Annotated in this window: 20 protein-coding genes and 1 tRNA gene; 15 read left to right on the top strand and 6 right to left on the bottom strand. The window is 46.9% G+C overall.

Features of this window, described 5'->3' with window-relative positions:
• Nucleotides 1-155 precede the first annotated feature (155 nt).
• Nucleotides 156-1,862, bottom strand: a complete 1,707-nt coding sequence (thsB, locus tag SBG41_RS09820) for a thermosome subunit beta (RefSeq protein ID WP_317896523.1) — start codon at nt 1,860-1,862, stop codon at nt 156-158.
• A gap of 145 nt (nt 1,863-2,007) precedes the next feature.
• On the opposite strand from thsB, the gene SBG41_RS09815 reads away from it, so the two are divergent.
• The 9 genes from SBG41_RS09815 (at nt 2,008) to SBG41_RS09775 (ending at nt 13,236) form a co-directional block, all read left to right on the top strand.
• Nucleotides 2,008-2,355, top strand: coding sequence for a 30S ribosomal protein S17e (locus SBG41_RS09815; RefSeq protein ID WP_317895360.1), 348 nt, complete (start codon nt 2,008-2,010; stop codon nt 2,353-2,355).
• A 180-nt stretch (nt 2,356-2,535) separates the two neighbouring features.
• Entirely contained in the window at nt 2,536-3,126 is a 591-nt protein-coding gene (locus SBG41_RS09810; protein WP_317895359.1) for a phosphoribosyltransferase, read from the top strand.
• Nucleotides 3,083-3,595, top strand: a complete 513-nt coding sequence (locus tag SBG41_RS09805) for a hypothetical protein (protein ID WP_317895358.1) — start codon at nt 3,083-3,085, stop codon at nt 3,593-3,595. The genes SBG41_RS09810 and SBG41_RS09805 overlap by 44 nt, the downstream gene beginning before the upstream one ends.
• Before the next feature lie 482 nt (nt 3,596-4,077).
• Complete coding sequence (locus SBG41_RS09800; RefSeq protein ID WP_317895357.1) at nt 4,078-5,919, top strand: ribosome biogenesis/translation initiation ATPase RLI; 1,842 nt, start codon at nt 4,078-4,080, stop codon at nt 5,917-5,919.
• Between the two features lie 136 nt (nt 5,920-6,055).
• Nucleotides 6,056-6,706, top strand: coding sequence for a hypothetical protein (locus SBG41_RS09795; protein WP_317895356.1), 651 nt, complete (start codon nt 6,056-6,058; stop codon nt 6,704-6,706).
• 889 nt (nt 6,707-7,595) lie between these two features.
• Nucleotides 7,596-8,780, top strand: a complete 1,185-nt coding sequence (fbp, locus tag SBG41_RS09790) for a fructose-1,6-bisphosphate aldolase/phosphatase (protein WP_317895355.1) — start codon at nt 7,596-7,598, stop codon at nt 8,778-8,780.
• A gap of 295 nt (nt 8,781-9,075) precedes the next feature.
• Entirely contained in the window at nt 9,076-9,807 is a 732-nt protein-coding gene (gene tpiA / locus SBG41_RS09785) for a triose-phosphate isomerase (RefSeq protein WP_317896522.1), read from the top strand.
• Nucleotides 9,808-10,025: 218 nt separating this feature from the next.
• Entirely contained in the window at nt 10,026-11,816 is a 1,791-nt protein-coding gene (locus SBG41_RS09780; RefSeq protein WP_317895354.1) for a cytochrome ubiquinol oxidase subunit I, read from the top strand.
• 67 nt (nt 11,817-11,883) lie between these two features.
• The gene (locus SBG41_RS09775; RefSeq protein WP_317895353.1) at nt 11,884-13,236 is read left to right on the top strand and encodes a cytochrome ubiquinol oxidase subunit I; all 1,353 of its coding nucleotides are present in this window, start codon (nt 11,884-11,886) and stop codon (nt 13,234-13,236) included.
• A gap of 80 nt (nt 13,237-13,316) precedes the next feature.
• Here SBG41_RS09775 and SBG41_RS09770 read toward each other — a convergent pair whose 3' ends face one another.
• Nucleotides 13,317-13,865 (bottom strand): DUF488 domain-containing protein, encoded by a 549-nt coding sequence (locus SBG41_RS09770; protein WP_317895352.1) that lies wholly within the window; start codon nt 13,863-13,865, stop codon nt 13,317-13,319.
• A gap of 277 nt (nt 13,866-14,142) precedes the next feature.
• On the opposite strand from SBG41_RS09770, the gene SBG41_RS09765 reads away from it, so the two are divergent.
• Together SBG41_RS09765 and SBG41_RS09760 are read left to right on the top strand one after the other, a co-directional pair.
• Nucleotides 14,143-15,252, top strand: coding sequence for a hypothetical protein (locus SBG41_RS09765; RefSeq protein ID WP_317895351.1), 1,110 nt, complete (start codon nt 14,143-14,145; stop codon nt 15,250-15,252).
• A 247-nt stretch (nt 15,253-15,499) separates the two neighbouring features.
• Nucleotides 15,500-15,745 (top strand): hypothetical protein, encoded by a 246-nt coding sequence (locus SBG41_RS09760; protein ID WP_317895350.1) that lies wholly within the window; start codon nt 15,500-15,502, stop codon nt 15,743-15,745.
• A gap of 36 nt (nt 15,746-15,781) precedes the next feature.
• Here the strand turns inward: SBG41_RS09760 and SBG41_RS09755 are convergent, their stop codons facing one another.
• The 4 genes from SBG41_RS09755 to SBG41_RS09740 form a co-directional block, all read right to left on the bottom strand.
• Nucleotides 15,782-15,943, bottom strand: coding sequence for a hypothetical protein (locus tag SBG41_RS09755; RefSeq protein ID WP_317895349.1), 162 nt, complete (start codon nt 15,941-15,943; stop codon nt 15,782-15,784).
• 57 nt (nt 15,944-16,000) lie between these two features.
• A tRNA-Arg gene (locus SBG41_RS09750) sits at nt 16,001-16,078 on the bottom strand.
• Nucleotides 16,079-16,169: 91 nt separating this feature from the next.
• On the bottom strand, nt 16,170-17,249 hold the full coding sequence (locus SBG41_RS09745) for a radical SAM protein (protein WP_317895348.1): 1,080 nt from the start codon (nt 17,247-17,249) through the stop codon (nt 16,170-16,172).
• Nucleotides 17,234-18,106, bottom strand: coding sequence for an MBL fold metallo-hydrolase (locus tag SBG41_RS09740; RefSeq protein WP_317895347.1), 873 nt, complete (start codon nt 18,104-18,106; stop codon nt 17,234-17,236). Before SBG41_RS09740 ends, SBG41_RS09745 begins: the two co-directional genes overlap by 16 nt.
• Before the next feature lie 141 nt (nt 18,107-18,247).
• Between SBG41_RS09740 and SBG41_RS09735 the strand changes: the two genes are divergently transcribed.
• The 4 genes from SBG41_RS09735 to SBG41_RS09720 all read left to right on the top strand — a co-directional run bounded on the left by SBG41_RS09735 (nt 18,248) and on the right by SBG41_RS09720 (nt 23,091).
• Nucleotides 18,248-19,303 carry a molybdopterin-dependent oxidoreductase gene (locus SBG41_RS09735; protein ID WP_317895346.1) on the top strand — a complete coding sequence of 352 codons (1,056 nt, stop codon included), beginning with the start codon at nt 18,248-18,250 and terminating at the stop codon, nt 19,301-19,303.
• Between the two features lie 257 nt (nt 19,304-19,560).
• A complete protein-coding gene (gene sufC, locus SBG41_RS09730; RefSeq protein ID WP_317895345.1) occupies nt 19,561-20,310 on the top strand; it encodes a Fe-S cluster assembly ATPase SufC in 750 nt (249 codons plus the stop codon).
• Nucleotides 20,307-21,641 carry a SufD family Fe-S cluster assembly protein gene (locus SBG41_RS09725; RefSeq protein ID WP_317895344.1) on the top strand — a complete coding sequence of 445 codons (1,335 nt, stop codon included), beginning with the start codon at nt 20,307-20,309 and terminating at the stop codon, nt 21,639-21,641. The genes sufC and SBG41_RS09725 overlap by 4 nt, the downstream gene beginning before the upstream one ends.
• Before the next feature lie 133 nt (nt 21,642-21,774).
• Complete coding sequence (locus SBG41_RS09720) at nt 21,775-23,091, top strand: SLC13 family permease (RefSeq protein WP_317895343.1); 1,317 nt, start codon at nt 21,775-21,777, stop codon at nt 23,089-23,091.
• Nucleotides 23,092-23,158 lie beyond the last annotated feature (67 nt).

Genomic DNA, 23,158 nt, shown 5'->3' with positions numbered 1-23,158 from the left:
GCCTCCTTCAGCAGAATCTCAGATTCCCAGTATTTAGTGTTTAAGAACCTATTGTGCTAAGAGCGCGGCTACGGAGAAAGGTATAGCCAAAAACCACGAGTAGTTTAATAGTGATTTCAATAATAGACTTGGTTATAAAAAGCTAGGGGTCAAGTTTACTCTTCGCTTTCCTCTTCGCCGCCGCCCTTCTTCTCTTTTTCTTCTTCCTCCTTTCTTCTAGCAGCTGCAATAATGTCGTCGATCCTTAGAACCATGATTGCTGCTTCTGTTCCTGCCTTGATCGCATTAGCCTTAACGCTTACTGGCTCTATTACTCCCAGCTTCATCATGTCCTCGACTTCGCCCTTGAACACGTTGATTCCGTGCCACTTGCCCTCAGGCTTAGCATGGGCAGCTCTTAGCTTCATTATTATCTCTACTGGGTCTAGACCAGCGTTCTCAGCTAGTGCCATCGGTAGGCCTTCAAGCGCCCTAGCAAATGCTTCCACTGCTAGCTGTTCTTTTCCACCAATCTTTGGCGCTATTTCTCTGAGGTACTTTGCTAGCTCAACCTCTACTGCACCGCCGCCTGCCACTATCTTCCCATCCCTTATTGCATCGGCTACTGCATGGAGTGCATCGTTTAGACTCCTTTCAGCCTCATCAACAAGCCTCTCGAGGCCACCGCGTATAAGTATGGTTACTGCTTTGGGGTTGGGGCATCCCTCTATGAATATCATCTTGTCTTCTCCGACTTTCCTCTCTTCTACTAGCTTTGCGAAGCCTAAGTCGTCTGGCGAGAGGTCCTCGATATTGCTTACTATCTTTGCACCTGTAGCCTTTGCTACCTTCTCGATGTCGCTTCTCTTTACTCTTCTTACTGCCATTATTCCTTTCTTTGCTAGGAAGTGTTGTGCTACCTCATCGATACCCTTCTGGGTTATGACGACGATGCCTGCCTTACCAGGCTCCAAGCCATCTCTCTTCATACGCTCAACAGCAACCTCATAAATCTTCTCAACATAGTTGCTGAGTATCTTCTCCTCTTCTTCGAGGAACTTCTTGAGGTATGTTGGGTCACTGATTCTTATCTCGGCGTCAATTTCTGGCTTTTCTACTTCTAGTGGTGCGTCTAGCAACACTATGTAAGCATTCTCAACCCTCTTAGGCATACCAGGATGCACAACCTCCTTATCAAGAACAATGCCGTATATCAGCTGCGTGTCCCTTAGGCTGCCACCGTGTTTCTTGATTATCTGTATACTGTCTAGATCAATGTACCATCTGTCGCCACGCTTCTCTGTCACCTGCCTTACTGCTTTGACGGCTATTTCTGCAAGGTACTCGCGTGCACCGTGGACAGCTTTGCTTGTGAGGCTCGTCATTGCTATCTTCTTGAGAGTCTCGTCGTCGTTTATGTCTATTGGCTCCGCGATCTCATATAGTCTTTTTACTGCTTCCTCGGAGGCCTTCTTGAAGCCGCTAACTATTACTGTTGGATGGACGTTCTTGTCGAGAAGTTCCTCAGCGACTCTGAGGAGTTCGCCAGCGAATATAACCGATGTCTTTGTACCATCGCCTACTTCTTCGTCCTGGCCCTTGGCTACCTGTACTACTAGTTTTGCTGTCGGGTGCTGTACATCCATCTTGTCAAGAATCGTGGCGCCGTCGTTGGTTATCGTTATGTCGCCTAGGCTGTCAACTAGCATCTTGTCCATGCCTTTTGGACCATATGTCGTTCTTAGTGTTTCGGCTATGGCGCGCACGATCATTATGTTTGCACGGAGAGCTTCCCTGCCGTAGGTCCTCTGTGTGCCCTCCTTGAGAATTAGTACCGGGACGCCAGTTGGTTCGACTGTAGCAACACGTGCAGGCGTGGCCATGAGTGCTCCCCCGTCTTGTCTACCCTCTCTTAGCCGTGTGTAGGTTGCCTTCCCAGCCGCTTCTATATAAAGCTTTCTCACAATGGCTATACCTACACTATTAATAACTCCGACCACAGTGCGTCGTGTAGCACGGGGGAACCAGTTGGGCAAAGTACGAATAGGCCTAGTTAAAAGAACGGCGAGACGACTAGTAGCTATGTACCCAGACCTATTCACTGACGACTTTGAGCATAACAAGAAGGTTGTCGCCAGACTCGTTGAAACAGGGTCAAAGAAGCTGCGAAACCAAATCGCTGGCTATGTTACAAGGCTTATAAGGCTCTATAAGAGAACCGGAAGGTTACAAATGCTACTTGAGCAACAAAGAGCAGAAGAAATACGTGAGTCACTACTCGCACAAGCCCCTATAGAGCAGAAGGAGGGAGCTGTAACTACTGAAGCTGTAACAAAAGCCCTTGAGGAGGAAAAGAGAACAAGCGGAGAAGAGTAAGAAGACAAACAAGCCTAACTAAAACATTTTAGAATTCTAATTTAACAAAAAGATTGCTCTCGATTTATTTAAATATTTTAAAATAATCTAATTAGATAACTAATCATATATTTAAACACCTTATTACTAAGAGGCTGAGCTTCAAAAGGGTATACTGTGTAATTATCCGGTGAAAGAGTAATGGTTGAATATGGTCATCCTGAACCTATTAAGTTTAAGCCGATTACATGGAAAGACGTTGAAGAACACTGTGTAAGAATAGCTGAAGAAGTAAGAACTCGCGTCAAGCACGTTGATATAATAGTTGGTGTTCTTAGAGGAGGGTGGATACCTGCAAGACTGCTTTCCGACTACTTAGGCGTAGCCGAGATGGGAGCCCTTGAGGTTAAGTTTTATCGCTCAATCGGCGAGACTGCTGAGAGACCAGTAGTTACGCAGCCACTTATAGTTGATATACGTGACAAGGTTGTACTAATAGTAGATGACGTAGCCGATACGGGTAAAACACTAAACATTGCAGTAAACTTCCTTAATCATTACGGTCCTAAGAAGATTTTGACTGCAGCACTTTACCTAAAACCATGGTCTATGCATCGCCCAGATTTTTATGCTGAGGAAACAGATGCCTGGATTATATTCCCGTGGGACAAGGCAGAAACTATTGAAGAACTTATAACTAGGAAGGGGTATAGCGCTGAAGAAGTTGCTAGAATAACAGGTGACAATGTTGAGTTTATCAGGAGAATACTCAGGGCGAGGAAAGCTCTATAGTATCCGCCTGCCAGGTCTAAATAATATTTATTTGGCGGTTCTTTGCACACTGTTCGATGAACATGCTGAAAAAGCATTACAGTTTTTTAAAGAGGATTACGACCTGATAGTGTTTGTACCGTATGACTTAGCTGTTAAACATGGCCTTGAAGCACTCTTCTCTGCAACGATATCGGCCTATGCATTAATAAGGCATGGATTTAGGCGTGCGCGTCACAAGGGCTTAGAAGCACTAAGTGTGTTGTGCAGAGAAAAGAATCTTGGAACGGTTGCCGCAAGATGTGGTGCAAGAAGGAACGAGAAGGTAATTGCCATTCTTGTTTCGAGTAATCTTGAAAGGTTGAGGAGGGTGCTAGAAACGCTTAAGGCAATTAGGTGTAAGTTCCCGCAGAGTTCTGACCCGTTATCCTTGACGCGTATTTCGGTTTACCCTATTGAGGAGCGGCTTTACAGAATACAGCCTAGCTAGATATAGCACGATACCAGCATTATTGCATCGGATTACATTATATCGTAGATTATTTCTCTAGAAGAGATATGTGGGAAAAGTGCTAAAAACATCTGCCACAGTTACCCACATTACGGACAAGAAGCTGATTTGAGGGAAATCATACAATGAGATGGCTTGTTTTAGAAGAAGAGGAGGAATGGTGGGAAGAAGAGGAGGAAGAAGAAGAGTGGTGGGAGGAAGAGGAAGAAGAGGAGGAGTGGGAAGAAGAGGAGTGGTAATAATTTTCAGCCAACCTTGCTTTCTTCATTGCACGGTTTTTGAACAGTAAAGTGTATTTTTCGTGCTCTGTGCCGTCACCACTCTTCATCCACGCTTGTTCTAGATCAGTAGCGGTTAATAACATAGTCCCCTTAGACTCGGCACGGACTGTAAATGAATGAAGCAGGCATAGTTTGAATTAATCCTTCTTTGAGATAGGGCGTGTGAATCGGGGTTAGAGCTTGGTAAGGGTTGCTGTAATCGACTACGAGCTTTGTAAGCCGAACAAGTGTAACCAGGAGTGTATAGTATTCTGCCCAGTTAACAAGACCGGCGGCAAGGCTATTGAAATGGATCCTTCTAGAAAGAAGCCTGTGATTTATGAAGAGACTTGTATTGGTTGCGGAATCTGTGTGAGAAAATGCCCGTTTAAAGCAATATATATAGTTAATCTGCCAGACGAGCTTGAAAAAATGCTTATTCATCGGCACGGTGTAAACGGGTTCAAGCTATATGGATTGCCGGTTCCCCGAGAAGGAAAGGTTCTTGGTATACTAGGTAAGAACGGTACAGGCAAGACAACCGCCCTAAGGATATTAGCAGGCGAGCTTAGGCCAAACCTAGGCCAACCAGGGCAAGAACCCTCATGGGATGAGATTATAAGGCGCTTTAGGGGCACAGAAATACAGAATTATTTCCGCGCCTTAAAGGAGGGTAAGATAAGGCCTGCCCACAAGATACAGTACATTGACATTGTTCCACGCAGAGTCAAGGGAACGGTTGCGCAGCTCCTCGAACGAGCAGATGAGAGAGGAATATGGAGAGATCTCGTAAAAGAACTAGGTCTCAGGAATGCTTTAGACAAGGATATTAGAGTTTTAAGCGGTGGAGAGCTTCAAAGATTTCTCATAGCCGCTGTTCTCAGTAAGGATGCAAATCTCTACCTATTTGACGAGCCCGGAAGCTATCTTGACGTGAGAGAAAGGGTTAACGTTGCGAGAGTTATAAGGAACTATGTGCCAAAGGGAAGCTATGTCGTCGTAGTAGAGCACGATATAGCTATGCTTGACTACTTGTCCGACCACGTAGTGATAATGTACGGCGAACCCGGGGTCTACGGCATCGCTTCAAAACCATACGCTGTTGGCGCAGGGATAAATCATTTCCTAAAAGGCTACCTACCAGCAGAGAACATGAGAATTAGAAACGAGCCCATACGATACACCATAAATCCCTCAGAGATAGTTGCACAACCAGGCACACGAAAATACATAGAGTGGAGAAGGCTAGTAATTGAGCTCAACGGATTCACTCTTGAAGCTGAGCCCGGAGAGCTTTACGAAGGAGAAGTCCTGGGAATCCTAGGCCCAAATGCAATAGGTAAGACGACATTTGTGCGCACGCTAGCAGGAGAAATAGACCCAAAAGAGGGCGAAATCGTCAAGCCAGGCGAACAGCTAAAGGTCAGCTATAAACCACAGAGACTTAGTCCACAAACCCTTGGCGAAGATAAGACAGTTGAAGAGCTTCTGCGCGATGTAAACCCGTCAGCACTTTCTCCGGGGAGCTGGATAAACGTTGAAATAGTAAAGAGACTAGGCCTTGACAAGTTCCTTGATAGAAAAGTCGGCGAACTAAGCGGCGGAGAACTGCAGAAGGTAGCCGTAGCTGTAGCCCTTGCAAAGGAGGCAGACATATACTTGCTCGACGAGCCTTCGGCTTACCTGGATGTAGAAGAGCGCTTAGTAGTGGCAAAGGCCATCAAGCGACTCACAGAGGCTAGAAAGGCTGCAGCAATCGTTGTAGAACACGACATAGCCGTACAAGACTACATATCTAACCGAGTGATAGTGTTTACCGGGATCCCTGGACGCCACGGATACGCACTAAAACCGCTACCTCTGCATGAGGGAATGAACAAGTTTCTCGCAGACATAGGAATAACGATTAGAAAAGACCCAGAAACAGGCAGGCCGAGAATAAATAAGGAAGGAAGCTATCTTGATAGGCTTCAGCGCCGTCTAGGAAAATACTACTATATCCCAAGCCCGGGCGAGAAAGAAGAGAAGCAGCAATCAGCCTGACAGGATAATTCGTGAAACCTGACAGGCAAACATTTTCTTACTACTCCTGAAAACGGCTCCAAAACTCCTCACAGGATAATTATTCATACAATACTACTTAGCCGTAAGGTAGCCCGTAAGTATAAATGGATAAACAATGCTGCCGCTACAGCGAGTCGAGGAACGCTTACAAGTAGTAAATCAGTTCATAGTACCATTGCTAAGAGCTACAAAGCGCTATTCTACTCTATGGAGCCAAGTTACACGACTAATAAGAAAACCTACGAAGATATACACGTCTAGAGACTACACTGTCTCAATACTGGTTATCGATCTTCCAGCATCAAAACCCCTAGTATTGGTATACTATATTAGTACTCAGCGGTCTCGCCCTCTATCGCCAAGCCAACTAGAGCAAAGAATGCGATCCATGAGGAGACACGTTGAAAAGATTAGGGGAAAGCTGTTCGAAAGCGCCGACATAATCTATACAATATATGCACCTAAGGGCCTAACACAGGGAGCCCGAAGAAAAGCAAAAAGGAATTTTATCAACATCGCTAGGAGCTCCAAAGAGCTCCTAGCACCCCTAGCCAGGTACATAACAAGGAGGTTTCAAAGGCTAATAGAGAGCATTAGGAGTAAACGCATCTGGGGAGAACTTCCAATACTTATCTATGCTTTTCAAGAGATAGGGCGGAGCATTGGAGCACGTATAGACGATGTTTTGGATCCACCAACCGTTCTCAAACTCTCCTTGAAAGGGGGCACAATTTCCTTACTTGGACGAATGAGCCCTGCTTACTGAGCTTAGGCCTCTATAGATTTCGCGTAACAAGTATTACAAGTATTAATTACTTAAATGACTGTTTTAGCCTTGAACAAGCCGTTGAAAAGACTATAGCATAATCATGACCAATTCAACGGACCATTCATAAAGTATCTTGATTGAAACAATATCTCTGAGGCTTGTATTATGTCTTTATACATGCTGCTTGTATGCTATGGACTTATGATATCCCAATAACATTATTCATATTGATTAACTATTTATTTTAGATAATTTTAGAGTATAAATTATATTTGTAAAAGTTTAAATCCTTATGAACGACGTGGTGCAGGGTAGTACAGCGCAACAACGGCTACGGTGCGCAACCGTGGTTCCTGTGCGGTGTTCTAGCCCTATGTCCTACTTCGCCTGTAGAACTAAGCTGAGCATCTAATATCAACTAACACTTATGTAAATTATTGTAAGACTATATCCCTCCCACGATATGGATTAAGCAAAAATAGTTATGACGTAGTACAAGCTTAATGGAGATAGACGCACCTTATCCTGTATAGATAATGGTGCCTCAAAGAGATCTGCCTGAATCAACTATATTACTTGGCTCAGAAAGCGTCGTTAATGTTTAATTCCTTTTGCCTAGAATTAAGATAAGTATTCTTTCTCTTAACTAATACTATGTGAGACTACAGCACGTAGTTATACCGTGTTTTCTTTTGCTATTTTTCTTTTCATGATCTTTATCACTTTAATTAAGAATAATATATGACGCTATTTAGGAAATAAGAGCAATTTGTGAAAATCAAGCACTTATTGGGCAATCCATGGTGCAAAGCTGTTAATAGGCGGGTGTCTCCATAATAGTGTGGAGAGTATAGTCGTAGTAGTTGCGATACATGGGTGTAGGGATATGAGTGCAGAAGAGCGTAAGGTAACTATTAGCGTTATAAAAGCAGATATCGGTAGCATTGCTGGGCATCACAAGGTTCATCCAGATACAATGGCTGCAGCTTCAAGAGTTCTCGCGGAAGCAAAGAGGAAGGGGCTAATTATAGACTATTTTGTCACACACGTGGGAGATGACCTACAGCTCATAATGACTCATCGCAAGGGTGTAGATAACCCAGACATACATGGACTTGCATGGGATGCTTTCAAGAAGGCCGCGGAAGTTGCAAAGGAACTAGGCCTTTACGCAGCAGGCCAAGACTTGTTGAGCGACGCGTTCTCTGGCAACGTTAGAGGGCTTGGCCCTGGCGTGGCAGAAATGGAGATTGTGGAGAGAAAGAGCGAGCCAATAGTAATATTCATGGCTGACAAGACGGAGCCAGGTGCCTTCAACTTCCCGCTCTTCAAGATATTCGCCGATCCATTCAATACTGCAGGCCTCGTAATTGACCCGAGAATGCATGACGGCTTCAAATTCGAAGTACTAGACGTAATGGAGGGCAAGTACGTAATACTCAACGCCCCTGAAGAAATGTATGATCTCTTGGCTCTGATAGGTACGCCGGGCCGCTACGTAATCAAGAGGGTGTTCAGGAAGAGTGACAACGAAATTGGTGCTGTGGTCAGCGTCGAGAGGCTAAACCTGATAGCAGGCCGCTATGTAGGAAAGGACGACCCCGTAGCAATTGTAAGAGCGCAGAGCGGCTTCCCCGCACTAGGCGAAATACTAGAACCATTCAGCTTCCCACACCTAGTAGCTGGCTGGATGAGAGGAAGCCACTGGGGCCCACTAATGCCGGTAGGCCTCAAAGACGCTAAGTGTACCAGGTTCGATGGCCCACCAAGGATTGTGGGACTAGGCTTCAACGTAACCAAGGGTAGGCTAATAGGCCCAGTAGACCTATTCGATGACCCAGCGTTCGACGAGACAAGGAGACTAGCACAGATGATAGCAGATTACATGAGGCGCCACGGCCCATTCATGCCTCACCGCCTAGGCCCCGAGGAAATGGAGTACACTACACTACCGCAAGTGCTAGAGAAGCTCAAGAACAGGTTCCAGGAAGCAAAGGATTACGAGAAGTACATTAAGCCCAAGGTAAAGCACAGCGAGATGCTAAGTGGAACGGAAGAAGTACACGACTAAAAACGTCTTAGTGCTTTAGTAGTGTTTTTATCGGCACAATCCCTTATACTTTTATTATTTTAATAATTCTTGCTTTTGTGAATTAGTAGTCTGGCTATGAGGATGAGCTGGCGAGCTGCTAGTGCCGTGATGACGTGTACCTCCTCACCGAGCCTTACAGTTTTCGCATTGCAAAGTGTTAATCATTCCAAACAGTATTATATACTGCTTCTCTCCTTGTCTACTATGAGTTCCCGCAACTAGTAGGGTGGCTACATAGATGGGAACGGTTCTTCTATCGGGGCTACATGCGAGAATGGTTTCCGAGACAAAGACTAAGAAAAAGTATGACTGGATTGCTACTCTCGTTGTAAACTATAAGGCGTATCCAACAGCATTTGGAGACAAAGGTCTAGCGATAGCCCTTAGTGCGGAAAGAGTCGCTGAAGAATATCATGGCACGGTTAGAGTTGTGATAGCCGTTCCGGCCACTGAGATAACTCGTATCAGCGAGGTCGTAGACAAGGCAGTAGTATATGCCCAGCACGTTGACCCCTATGAGCCAGGTGCACATACCGGTTACTTGCCTGTTGAGGCTGTAAAGGAGGCTGGTGCTCAGGGGACATTGCTAAACCATAGTGAGCATCGACTAGTGCTAAGTGATATAGATAGGGCTGTGAGAAGAGCTACACAGCTTGGACTAGAGACACTGGTCTGTGCAGATACACCAACAGCAGCGGCTGCGGTAGCCGCGTTATCCCCCACCATGATAGCAATAGAGCCTCCCGAGCTCATAGGGACAGGAATACCTGTTTCGAAAGCGAAGCCCGAGGTCGTGACAAATACGCTAAAGCTCGTCAGAATGGTTAATCCCGATGTACCTGTACTGACGGGGGCAGGGATAACTAATGGCGAGGATGCCGCTGCAGCGATAAGGCTCGGTACTGTGGGCGTACTTGTGGCCTCTGCCGTAATGAAGGCAAGCGATCCTGAGGCTAAGATGCGGGAACTTGCAGAGGCTATGGTCAAGGCGACGGAGAAGAAGTAAGATAATAATAGGTTGTTTTTACCGAGCCCTCTTTACCGTATTTTGTCGTAAGGGGGCTATAATCAGTTCTGCTTAGTAATTCGAAATCGTTACTTCTTCGGCCTAGTAATGGAAACAGGATTGAGAGTGTTAAAATCACGTATTTAAACTAGTTTCGTGATAGAAACTCTGTTCCCGGAACAATGGTACGGTAATCTTTGCAACGGCGGGTGATTTTTATGAGCGCTGTTGCTCACTGGTCATCGTATCCGGCTACGGTTGATAGGGCATTATCGTTCATCGGTATAGAGATTCACTGGGCTATCCTGCAGTACGTTTTAGGACTACCATTTATGGCGTTTATTGCGCTGCTACTCTATAATCGTAGCAAAGACAAGGCATGGCTAAGATTCGCGAGAACGCTCGCAAAGGGCTTCGTAATAGTGTTCGCTGTTGGCGCTGCCACGGGAACTGCTAGCGAGTTCGGCCTAGTACTCATATGGCCTCATCTAACAGAGGCAGCGGGACGCTACATCTACTTCCCGTTATATGCTGAGATATTTGCGTTTCTAATGGAAGTAGTATTCATTTATATGCTCTGGTATGGATGGAACAAGCTATCGCCTAGAGCACTAGCGGCCGTCGCATTTCTAGGATTCCTAGGAGCGTGGTATAGTGCCTCAATGATTCTAAGTGTGAATAGCTACATGGTTGCACCTACTGGTGTGCTGCCAGCATACAAACCTGATGGCACGTATTTGTATTCACAGGGCTATCCAAAAATGACTGTATACGTGCCCAACGATATAGTGCCTTTACTAAATATTACAGCGCTAAAGGCAGGAGGAGTAGAAATACTAGGTGCTAGTGGCAACGCGGTTAAAGTAGCTATACCTGCCAAGGTCGTGCAACAGCTCGTAAGAGAAGCTTGGACAGGAGCCACGCTTGGAGAAAGCATTTTAGTCAAAGGCGGCTTCGTGAACATGACCACTGTCAAGTTCCTTGCATCGCACCCAGAAGTTGTTAGAGAAATCGCAACAAAGCTTGGAGTTCCAGCAGCCTCTCTTGCCGGCATGAATGATGGGTTGCAGATGCTGCTAAATATACCGGTCAAGAATGTACTAGACTACATACTTATGACAACAATAAAGAAAATAGGATTCATGAGTGTGACGTTCAAGAGCCCAGTATATCTCGCAACGCTTATGCATACAATAGGTTCTGCTCTCACTGTCTCAGGATTCACGGTGCTCGCAGGCTATGCGCTAAGATTGCTAAGAATGCCGGAGAACGCTGATCCCGAGTACCGCAGATACGTTGTAAAAGCATTCAAGTTTGCAGCAGTATTTGCAGCCATAGTGATAGCTTACCAGGGATTCATTGCTGGTCATGAAATGGGCAGGGCTGTTGCTGAGTGGAATCCAGAGAAGTTTGCGGCAATGGAGGGCACAAGCGAGCACATCTTGAGTCTCTCGAAGCTGCTCGGGGCAGATAAGATAATGCCGCTAATAGCGTATGGCTCAATGAATGCCAAGCTACCAGTGTACGATAAGATACCCGCCGATTATTGTAAGTGCAAGCTCGCAGGAACACCGCCAGTAGAGGACTGCAGGCCTCCAATAATAATCCATTATGTCTACTATACAAAGATAGGACTCGGCATCCTAATAGGGCTATACGGGCTAATAGTGGCCCTGATAGCTATTAGGAATAGTTGGAGCTTCGTGGACAAGCTCCTTAACGCTCTGAGGATAAGGGGCGAACTACCATCAAGGACTCTGTTATTACTCGCGCCAGTAGCAGCATTCCTAGCACAGCTCGTAAGTACTATGGGTTGGTTCGTGAGAGAAGTCGGTAGAAAGCCCTGGAGCATATACAGTGTAATGACAGTTGATGTTGCACATACATTCAATCCTGCACCGCTGTGGCAAGTAGTGCTCGTCGCGCTCTTCTACATAAGCGTGGGTATTGCGCTAATTTATGCCGTCTATAAGGTCCTATGGGTTCCAGGGAAGCCCAAGCCACAATAGCTTTTTTAGGTGATTTATGATTCTGGTCAAGTCTTCAAAACATTTCAATGAAGGTAGGTGATGCATCATGGTAGGGCTTGCCCCGGCATTCCTGGCGTTAACGTTCGGGCTCCATATAACAATGGTTAACTTGGGAATAGGGCTAGCGTGGCTGGTACCATATTTAAAGTGGAGAGCCGATCGGGGCGAGAAAGACCTTGAGCAAGTAGCTAGGAGCCTTATGAGGTTTTACGCGGCCACCTATGGCGTTGCAGGAGTATTCGGTACAGCGTTTACAGTATTCCTGCTAAGCTATTATCCGGGATTCATAGGCTTTGCCGGAGACATCGCGATGATCCCGTTCGGTATAGCCATAGTCATGATAGCCCTCCACTTCTTCGCGATTTCAGCGTTCTGGTACGGCTGGGATAGGTGGAGTAGAGGGACTCACTACTTCATAGGCTTCTTGCTAGGAATATCGGCGCTCCTAATACCCCTCGGCTTCAGGGCAGTCTTCGCCTTCCTAAACATCCCTGCAGGGTTAGGCTACGATCCTGCCGCAAAGAAGTTCTATCTAGATGTGGCGGCAGCTATCTTGAAGAACCCAACCTACATACCGCTCTACGTCAAGAGCATTGTAGCAGCATTCACGACAACGTTCCTCGTAGTGATGGGGGCATATGCCTACAAGTACTTCATAGTAAACAGTGAGGCCGAGAAACAAGTTTCACTCAAAGTAGCCAGGATGATGGCAAAGCCAGCAGCCGTAGGGCTTGCGTTAATGCTGTTACTAGGCCTCTGGTACGCCTTTAGCCTAGAAAATATACCATATAAGTTCAACAACGTCTTTGCAACCCTTGGATTGAAAGTAGGATACGGTAAAGCATACTATGACGTATCATGGCTGTTCGTGCTAAAGATGCTACTATTCTTGTTCCAAATAGTCGCGGTGGCATATGCCTTTAAAGCAGTAATGAGTGGAAGAATAAGCAGGACTCATGGTAGGATACTGCTCTATGCTGGTGTAGCGGCACTCTTAACCGTGGCTGCAGGAGAATACCTTAACGCATTCAGCCAGTACCCGTTCTTCGTAGCAGTATGGCCTGACGTCCTAGCAGGCCACATACAGCCCACAGACCTAGCAAAATACGGTATAAGTATACCTGCTAGCTCGCTGCCAGAAGTAGTAAGCAAGATAAACAGTATAGTTCTACTCGACAAAACACCTACAGTATCCAAGATTCTCCAGGGCCTTGGCATAGACAAGTACTTCCCAGAAGTAAATCCCGTAAACGAGATAGCAGTCGAGGGATCAGTAGTAGCCCTCACTATCGGCTTCCTAGTATTCCTACTAGCAGCTGCCGCATACCTGGTATTCTACATACTGCTTCGGCCAAGCTCTCCGAAGAAGGTCGAAGAAGCGATAGCGGAAGAATACTAGCAAAGTAATCGATACAAATCTAAGCGTTTTACCCCTTTCTTCGCATTATTTTTCACTCATCGCTATACCGAAGCTACTTATCACTCGTAGATCGCTCTTCCATCACTTCTAAGCTTAACGCACCTAGAGAGTCTATGAGAAATAACACGTCCTTTTTCAATAACATGTTTTACCTTAAACCCGTGTAGCTCTAGTATATCAGCCAGTATCTTACGATGACAGCGCCATGGCAGGCGCTCCTTACAAATAATGACAGTGCGATATTGGCGTGCAAGCTCCTCTAAGCGCAGGACGGCTCGCCATGCGTCTTCGACGAGAGTCACATAGAGCGCATATGCCCGAAACCCCTCTGACGTGAAGCATGAAGCCCCTTCAACACCTTCCGGCACATCTATCCCGATCCTACGATAGCCTCCAAGCACATCACCCATCCAGAGATAAATATAACCCCTTTCTCGAAGCTCCTTCTCGAGAACCTCTTTACGAAACCAGGGAAACCTCCTACTTGTGGGCCAGCGGCGTACATCAATAACCAGTTCGACACCGTAATAGCTCAATATATCAAAAAATTCTTGTAGACTGCGCGTACTGTGGCCGAGAGTATAGACTATTCTCCTAATAGCATTCACGTCAACGTCTCCGCGTATTAGCTATGTAAACCGAGAACTCATCTTATATAGAACTCTCGGACCTAACCCTGGTTCTTCCATCTCAGTTAATTCTAATCTTGTTAGCCTCTTGCTCTTCTTTGTATAGGTGAGCAGAGGAAAGCTGTTGAGTATATTGTGGAACTCCTTGTTCCCGCTAAGGGTCCTAGTACGGGATTGTGCTCAGCTACGTATTTATAGGCAGACTTATTATCTAGATACGACCCATCTATACTTGACTAAATGTTTGTGGTAAACTATGTTAGGAAAGATTCTTGGAGCAATAATTATTCTCGGCGCAGTGTTCTTCGCTGCAACCTGGTTCTTCACCGGACTAGGACCCATGGATATAGTAAAGGCTGTTACTGGTCCTTCAAAAACAGATGTAACATCAGAAAATAGCAATTCATTCGCATATAACTATGTGATAAGCGTAGGAGAACCTATTAACAAAAAGACTAGCTTCGCAGTAGACTTTCACGTCGTCAAGAAAACTAGCAATACGATATGCTATACTTACAAGGTGACAAGCGTTACAGAGGGCAGTGCATCAGACGCCTACAATTTCATGGAGCAAGCATATGGCGCAAAAGAGGGCACACCGACATGTACGCCACTTAGCACGGAAGACAAGAGCCATAAGCCTTGGTTTCCTCTCGTTAGTAGTAGTACAACAGTGGCGGCAAAGAAGGCTGAGAACGGCTACAAGTATAGCTACAAATACGTATTTGGAGTACTACGAAGCTTCCACATGGAGACAACTTATCGCTCAGCGAGCGGCACAGCGGCTCCGGCAACAATAGATATGAAATTCGTAGGCGCACAGAGCAGTGCAAAGCCAACAAGCAAAACAACAAGCACGACAAGCAAGGGCAAGAGCGAACCATCATCTCTGGACGTACATGAAATAACATATAGATTCCAATGGGAAATACACCAAATAGACATAGTAACAGGAAAACCAGCCGGAACAGTAAACCTAGACTACACAGTAAATGTAAGCGTAGTAAGAAGGACCGCAGATACGGCTTGCATAAAGTACTCTATAGTGGACATTAAACAAGGCGACCTAGCGCAAGCTAAGCAGCTCACAGAGGAAGCCCTAGGATATCCCGAAAACAAAGAAGTCTGCACAAACATAGCAGCCGAGCCAACACCAGATCAGATACCCTATTTCCTATTCAACCCTAAGCTCACAAAAAGCGACATAAAATTCAACGGTAACGAAGCCAAAGGAGTACTCGCAGTAAAAAATGGCATACTATACAGCCTAGTCCTTAACACGAAGAACACCATCACGGATGAAAACGGTAATGAAGTAGCATCAGCACCAGTCAAACTCATAGTAACGTTAATCAAACTAAATTGAAGCAAAGCCGTGCTAGCCTACTATTACAAATAGTTCGGGACTCCCCTAATAACTGGCTTAGGCCAAATAGTGAATGTTAATCATCGGAGAATTTTTATTAAGCTTGAACAAGTTCTATAATTTTTATTTAGTTTCTAATTCTAGGAACTTTGGAACTTTTAGCTTTAGTACGCTTAACATAAAAGATTGCACAGGAAACGCTGTGCTTTTTAGCCTCAGCTTAATCTACAATGATGGGAAAGTCTAAATGCTTGATATTTGTTGGCGACCTCGAAGGCAAGCATTTATATGGCTGCTCGTCAGCATCGTGTTCGCGTTGTTGGCAGGCATATTCAGTTACTATGCCACGTCGGCTAAAACGCTAGTCTTTGCGGCTATAATCTTCTTCGCCGTATTCATAATATCGTTAGTGGCTGCACTGGTATACTATAATAGGTATAGGGTTTGCAAGGCCAAACATCTAGCAAAGAGAGCATTTAAGCACAGACCATAGTTTTCCAAACACCTCTTTAAGATTCCAGGCCGCGCCTTAATGCATCCTCAACAAGCCTTTCGATTTCTTGTAGGTGAGTTCCTCTGGCTGCTCAAGGTAGACACATCCCTCCGGCTCTATGCATAGCTTCACAAGCCTAGCGGGCTTGCTATAAACTGTTGAAACAATATCTATAGACTTCAGCGCCAGCGGAGCCAATCTTAGCAAGTAGCCTCGTCCAATACGCTCCCCAAAAGAGAGCAATTTTAGAAGATGTGGCGGGCCCGCCGGGATTTGAACCCGGGACCTCCGGCTCCGGAGGCCGGCGCTCTGTCCTGGCTGAGCTACGGGCCCATCCTAGTCCGCTTTGTTCTCGGCGGGCCGCTGGTTCCGTGATTTATGGTTGGAGGAGTGGTGTATATTATTTGGTCTTCGCCGTGTCAGTTTAGAGGAGTACTCGTGGGACCCATAGCTTGTTTCCAACGTATTTTCCTCGTAGCGGGATAGGGTAGCCACACCTTGGGCACTTGCACTTACCGTTGCTACAGTCTAGGTTGAAGTATGTGACGCGGTACCTTTCCCGCCTTATTAGTACTTTGCCGCATCGCGGGCACCTTGTTGTTTCTAGTTCGGGGTTGCCGATGTTGCCTACGTAGATGTGTTCTATCCCGGCCTTCTTTGCCTTGTTTCTCCATTCTAGGAGCTTGGCTATGGGTGTTGGTGGTTTGTCCCAGCGGTGGGCCGGGTAGTAGCGGTTTATGTGGAGCGGTGTACTGTGTCCCAGGTATTGTATGTGCTTGTCTATTATCCATTCGAAGCACTCTGGGTCATCATTTGTCCCGGTGACCACTAGGTGGACCATTTCCACGTGGCCGCCGCGATCGAGCACTCTGCGCGCATTGCGGAAGACATATTCATGGTTTATGGGGGCCAGTATTCGCTTTTCGCGGAGCTTTGGACAGCCCTTGATATCTATGCTCCAGCCGTCAACTCCTGCCTCGATGAGCATGTCTAGCGCCTTTAGGGTGAAGTAGCCGTTCGTCACGACCGTGGCGTATAGGCCGTGCCTCTTCCCCAGTTCGAAAACATCCACTAGGTAGTCGAAGAGCGTGGCTGGCTCATTGAAGCTCGCGCATAAGCCCTCGTCTCCTCCTCGCAGAGCCTCGCGGACAAGTATCTCCGGCTCAACTACCGGGTCGTCGGGCTGGGGGTGGCGGAAGCTGAGGCTGTGGTTCTGGCACCAGGGGCAGTAGAAGTTGCAGCCCCATCCCGAGAACGTTAGGGCGGTGCTGTTTGGCCAGTAATGGAAGAGCGGCTTGATCTCTATTGGGCGGCTCTCCGCAGCGCTTATCCTCCCATAGCCGAGGTGGTAAAGCTTTCCATTAATGTTGATATAGTTTCCACATGCGCCCCGCGCACCAGGTGCTATTGGACAGCGCCGCTCGCAGACAAGGCACCGTGCAAATCCCGGCTTATCGCGCACCGGTTCCCAGAGCCTGGCTGGAGGCCCTATTTTCTTCTCCACGCAAGGACACCTCTATGGACTTGGAGCTCTGCTCTCCCTTTGCGCTTTAACGCTAAGAGCAGGGCCCGGATAGTAGGCGAGAGAACGGAGTATGCTCGCCTACTACGACTATACCCTAGGGCCTCCGCCACCCTAGCTGCAACTTCATCGGCGTGGACGGGCTCCTCGTCCCTCCCCGGCAAGACTTGTTCAACAAGCCTTAGCATCTGATCTATTTTGCCAAGGTTAGAGTCAAGGACTCTGAGCACCTCTCTCTTACCCTCGGCTATCGAGCCGTGGCCCGGCACAAGTATGTCAGCATCGAGGCTTTTCAGCTTGTTAAGGCTCCCCTCAAGCCAAATAGTGCTAGTATGATACGGGAGAGGAGTCTTTTCGAGATAGTCTTTGCCGAGCACCGTATCGCCAGCCGCAAGTACCCTTCCCAAACTAGTTTCAATCATATATACTAAGTGTCCTGGTGTATGACCGGGCGTCGCTAAGGCCTCAATAGTGCCGATTACGTGGCCATGCTCAAGTGCTGTGTCTACGCGAACTCCTCTGCCAACAAAGTACTTCGTTATCATCTCTTCATCGATGGGGCCGGCCCACCCAATAGTGGCCATCTGGTTAATGGCAGGGTTTTCTATGAGAGGTAGGCAGTGGCGAGGGGCAGCAACTAGGGCACCCATATCGTGGTAGAGTGCTGCATACCTGAAATGATCCGCGTGGCCATGGGTTAAGAGCACGTATCGAGGCCTGGTCGGTAGAAAGGCTGGTTTCAGGGACGCATCAATAACAATGTCTCTATAGATAATCGTATTTGTTGACAGATCCCCGATGCATACTACTATATCGCCTATCTTGTTACAAGTGCTCAATTCTTTGCACCCGGCTTTAACGGCATAAGACTTACTAGCTAGTAGTCGCCTTAGACGAGTTTCAGAACAGTTGTTTGATATGTTTAAGCTTACTCTCCGAGAGCGTTCTGGCCTCGGTACTTGTCTAGTAGGTGGCGAGGTTTGCTGGCGAGCCCGGTACTGGGATGCTTAGTGCGTTTTAACAAGAACTTAATGGCTGGGACCAGTATACCATTTAGCTTTGAATGTGTTGTTGAAGAAAGTATAGATACCTATGGCGATGTAGTCAGGGTTGCCGAGAGTGCTGCTTCGTATCTCTCGGATCTCCTGGGCCTGCACCTAGAGCTCGGTAACAAGGTTCATTGGGAGTTTATAGGTCGTCGATTCAACCTTTATGCTTACGAACTCCTAGGCGGTGGAACGAGTATAGGCGAGCTCCGGGTTATCGAGAACGGAGGATATGTGATAAACATTAGTGGTGTTCTAGTGGATAGTATAGTCAATCGTGTTGAGGGAGACCTAGCTGATGAGCTGCTAAATAAGCGAGTGATAAGTAAGGGTTATACGATGAAAACCGTTTTCCTTGAGCCTTTAAGCATGGAGCTAAAGCCCTCCGGGCAGGTAGTCGTTCCCCGCTTCATAGTCTACGCGGCTGAAGGTATACCCAGTGTTAAGCCGGAAACTTGGAGACTAAGAATAAGGGGCGCTGTCAACGAGGAAACTGTGTTGGGCTACCAAGAGCTAGCGAAGAGGGCACGCTCTCTCGGCGAGAAGGATTTCCACTGCGTAACAGGATGGAGTGTTAAGTCGAAACAGTGGCACGGCGTCCCCCTGGCGGAGCTCCTTGAAGAAGCAGGCGTTAGGCCTGGCGCAAAATGGCTCGGGGCTAGAAGCGTCTCAGGCTATGCATCAATAGTCCCGCTAGAAATAGCGCTTCGGGAAGGAATAGTGGCTACACATGTAGATGGTAAATCGTTGACCAGGGAGAACGGGTTTCCGGCCCGTCTTTTCTTTCCAAGCTTGTATGGCTGGAAAGCCGTAAAATGGGTCCAAGAGATAATCCTGCTAGAGGACTATGAAGACGGTTACTGGGAGTCGTTATCGTATCATGAGCGTGGGCTCGTATCCTCAGAAGAGAGATTCAAAATACGTAATCCCGCTATAGCTAGATATAGGCGCCTCGTAGGAGAATCTCGTAAACTTCCGCCCGAAAGCTAGAGATAGTGAGTCCTTATCTGTTTGTAAATTAGGGGTAAAGATCATTCTCCGTCAACAGCTTATCGATGAAAATGTACAAGCGTTCTCCGAGGTAAATGCCTTAAACTATAGACTGCATGGCAAATAGTTAGGTTTTCAACCTTTCTATATTTCTGTAACCTTTTGGCAGAGACTTTTATTAACAGGCGTGAAAGTAGTCTTAGTAGGGAAACATTGGTGCTAGGCGCTGAGGTTGCAGAGAAGCGGGTGTTGCTATGATGTTTGAGGTTTCACAAGTAAAAGTCTACGTGAGCGATGGCAAGGAGGTAGTAAAGGGAGTCAGTCTTAGCTTCTCAAAGCCGGGAATATATGTCATTATGGGGCCTAATGGGGCAGGTAAGAGTAGTCTTGTCAATGCTATTATGGGGCATCAAGGCTACGTAGTTGAGGGAAGAATAGTACTAAATGGCGAAGATATCACTAAGCTACCGACCCATGAAAAAGCACGTAAAGGTATAACTCTGGCTGTTCAGATGCCTATTGAGATAGAAGGAGTCCGCGTAGCTGAGATCTTGACGAGAATAATCAAGAGATTTAGAGGGATAACGAAATCGGAGGAAGCTTCCCGCCTGGCACGAGAACTTCTATCCATTGTTGGTTTGCCGGAAGACTTCTTGTACCGTTACTTCATGGTTGGGATGAGCGGTGGAGAGCGCAAGCGCTTAGAACTTGTGAGAGTTATTGCCCAGAAGCCAAAGGTCGCGCTTCTCGACGAACCCGATAGTGGAGTCGACGTTGAGAGCATGCCCTTGATAGCAAGGGCTATTAAGAAGCTTCGCGACGAGGGAGCAATAGTTATACTCATATCGCATCAGCCTCGCTTATTCGAGTACCTTGAACCGGATGAAGTATACGTAATGTATGATGGTAGAATCGTCTTGAAGGGTGGGCTCGAAGTAATCAAGCTTATCGAGGAGAAGGGCTATACATGGATAGCCCAAAAAAGTGGTGGAGGTAAACAACCATGAGGAGTCGGGACGCTGCTTTAACCGATAAGCCTCTGACTGAGCTGAGCAGGGACGATATCATAGAGTTTAGCAAGAGGAGAGAGGAGCCTGAATGGGTACTTCGCCGAAGGCTTGAAGCATACGAGTATCTACGGTCTACACCACCCGATCCAAGGATAGACCCCTTCATGGAAAGAGTCACCTACAAGACTTTCATTGAGAGCTTGGAAAACCCTGTTTTGCCGACAGAAGAAGCTATTCGTGCTGCAGAGAGGCTTGGCGTAAAGCCTGAGGAACTTGAAGTCCTCGCTAGCGGATTTAGCATAGATGTTGATAATAGGCTCGTAAAGGCCGTTCTAAAGTTCTTCGAGAAAAAAGGCGTAATATTCACTAGTATGGATGAGGCTGTAAAGAAGTACCCCGTAGTAAAGGACTATGCATTCCGAGCACTTCATCCAAGGCTTAACAGGAAGACAGCTTATCACGTCATGCTCTGGGCCGGTGGCCCCTTCATCTATGTACCAGCAGGGGTTAGGATACCTCAGCCGCTCCAAGGCGTCTTCATAATTGGCCGCGAGGGTCTTGGCCAGACCGAGCACACACTAATAGTCCTTGAGGAGGGTGCTGAGCTTCACTGGATAGAGGGATGTACAACGCCAATAGCGCTACGGTACGCTGTTCACTTAGGAGGATTAGAGGCATTTGTAAAGGATAATGCAAGACTCTATGTTGCTAGCATAAATAATTGGCTAGGCGAGGTCCACCATATGCCTGTTAAGCGCGCAATAGTCGAGGGCAGGAATGCATACGTGGAGCTAACGTCTATAGCATTCTACTCGACAACGTCCAATACGTCGCCGCGTGTAGATGTCGAAGGAGAGAATAGTAAAGCCGTTATACAGAACATTGCGCTTTATCGCGACAAGCAGAAGATCTACAGTGCGCCACTAATACGGCTCAACGCGCCTAAGACGTCTGCCCAAATACTTAACCGCACAGTTGTAAGAGATGAGGCGGAAGAAGAGTTCCGTGGCGAGATATACGCAGCGCGCGGAGCCAAGGGCGCGACCGGCTTCATGAGCTGTAACACATTGATAATAGGAGAGCGCGCTAAGAGCATAACAGTGCCAGCAATAGGCTCAGAGGAAAAGGACGCAGAACTTAGCCATGAGGCAAGTGTTGGTAGAATAAGCTACGAGAAACTATACTACATGGCACTTATGGGTTTCAGCGAGGAAGAAGCCACATGGCTGATAGTAAACGGGTTCTTCGAGCCCGTGATAAACAAGCTCCCAATAGACGTGCAAATAGAAGTAAAGAAGATACTGGAACTAGCTCTGCTTGGACACTAGGCTTTTTAAAGCGCTTGCTCTGCCCCCCAAGCCCTGGCCAAGATTTTTATAGACTTGTTTTCTGAATTTGGCGTGACAAGCGTTACTTATTTAGAGATGCTGACCCCCTTTATCCGCGCTTGGGTCAACTATTTTGGCCGCTGCTGAGGCGATAGCAGCAATAATCTTCTCCATCACTGTGGCAGCTATAGTTCTAAGAGTTGTAGACGAAAGTGTTGCAGGCCTTGCTGGCTTAATAGCTATGATCGTCTTTACCAAATATAGTCCTCTTGAAGCGTTTCGGATTATCGACTGGAATGTTATCGCGATACTGCTTGGTATGTGGGTTATAACAGGCTATATGATTGAGGGTGGTTTTGCGGAGGCTGTCGTATCCCTAGTTGCTAAACGAGTGAAGAGCTATCGTAAGTTTTTGCTAGCTATGGCTATTCTTGCTGGCTTTGTATCTATATTTGTTGACAATGTTCTCGTAATTCTTCTTTTCGGCTCCATAGTTCTCGAGGCAGCTCGCCGCGCAGGAGGCAATCCTGTTTTGGCAATACTCCTTATAGGCTTCTCTGCAAACTTCATGGGCACAGCTCTGCTGATGGGTGATCTTCCACCGCAGCTTCTCCACAGCATTGCGGGGGCTGAATTCCTGGACTTTATATGGAGCCATGGTAGGCCGAGTAGTTTTCCCTTGCTCACGGTGACATTCTTGCTCGTCATAATGTCTATGTATATGTTGTTTGTGGCGAGAGAGCCAGAGAGCATGGTAAAGCTTGATGAGGCAGAGACTGGTTCGCAAATAAATAAGGCTGTTTTAACAATAGGCTTAGCAGGATTTATCGCAACTGTTATAGGTATGGCTATTAGGCCTCTTCTCGGAGCCCCATTGGGCTTCATAACTATAGCGGGTGCGGCAATCACCTCGCTGATCGGAGAACTATACAACAAGGCCTCTGCAAAAGGTGTTAGCTTCGAAAAAGCCTTAGAACATGTTGAATGGCGTGCACTACTCTTCTATGCATCGCTCTTTGGCCTCGTGGGCGGGCTTGAGGTTAACCACGTTCTCCGCTCAATAGCGGAACACTTCGTAGGCTTCATAGAAGCAAGCCCCTATATAGCCTATACAGTGTTCTATTGGCTTGTCGCATTACTAGCATCCGTAATTGAGCATGATGCTCTCTTGCTGACTTTTCTCTACCTCGTGCGCGATGCCGCAACACTTAGCGGGGTTAACGCCTGGCCACTGTACTGGGGCATGGCTTGGTCAGCCACTCTTGCTAGTAACTTAACTGTTGCCGCTGCACCAGCCCTTTATGTCGCGGTTGCAATGGCTGAGAAATCAGGATATAAGGTCACGCCAAAAACGTTTCTAAAATATTCCGTCCCATTTGTGCTACTCTCGCTCATAATTCAGTACGTGCTCTCAATACCCATATGGGCACCACTTATGACAATGAAATAAGACTAGGCGGTCGTCAATTGAGCTGTACAGTCTTTCTCGGAACCGGGTTAAAACTTAACACACTCTC

This window comes from Pyrofollis japonicus (assembly GCF_033097485.1).
GTDB lineage: Archaea > Thermoproteota > Thermoprotei_A > Sulfolobales > Pyrodictiaceae > Pyrofollis > Pyrofollis japonicus.
This window is presented reverse-complemented; position numbering and strand designations above follow the sequence as displayed.

Bases quoted from the DNA above. Each gene is read 5' to 3' on its own strand.
- SBG41_RS09775 (WP_317895353.1), top strand. From the start codon at position 11,884: ATGGTAGGGCTTGCCCCGGCATTCCTGGCGTTAACGTTCGGGCTCCAT.
- SBG41_RS09795 (WP_317895356.1), top strand. From the start codon at position 6,056: ATGCTGCCGCTACAGCGAGTCGAGGAACGCTTACAAGTAGTAAATCAG.
- SBG41_RS09765 (WP_317895351.1), top strand. From the start codon at position 14,143: ATGTTAGGAAAGATTCTTGGAGCAATAATTATTCTCGGCGCAGTGTTC.
- SBG41_RS09725 (WP_317895344.1), top strand. From the start codon at position 20,307: ATGAGGAGTCGGGACGCTGCTTTAACCGATAAGCCTCTGACTGAGCTG.
- sufC (WP_317895345.1), top strand. From the start codon at position 19,561: ATGTTTGAGGTTTCACAAGTAAAAGTCTACGTGAGCGATGGCAAGGAG.
- tpiA (WP_317896522.1), top strand. From the start codon at position 9,076: ATGGTTTCCGAGACAAAGACTAAGAAAAAGTATGACTGGATTGCTACT.
- fbp (WP_317895355.1), top strand. From the start codon at position 7,596: ATGAGTGCAGAAGAGCGTAAGGTAACTATTAGCGTTATAAAAGCAGAT.
- SBG41_RS09760 (WP_317895350.1), top strand. From the start codon at position 15,500: ATGCTTGATATTTGTTGGCGACCTCGAAGGCAAGCATTTATATGGCTG.
- SBG41_RS09810 (WP_317895359.1), top strand. From the start codon at position 2,536: ATGGTTGAATATGGTCATCCTGAACCTATTAAGTTTAAGCCGATTACA.
- thsB (WP_317896523.1), bottom strand. From the start codon at position 1,862: ATGGCCACGCCTGCACGTGTTGCTACAGTCGAACCAACTGGCGTCCCG.
- SBG41_RS09780 (WP_317895354.1), top strand. From the start codon at position 10,026: ATGAGCGCTGTTGCTCACTGGTCATCGTATCCGGCTACGGTTGATAGG.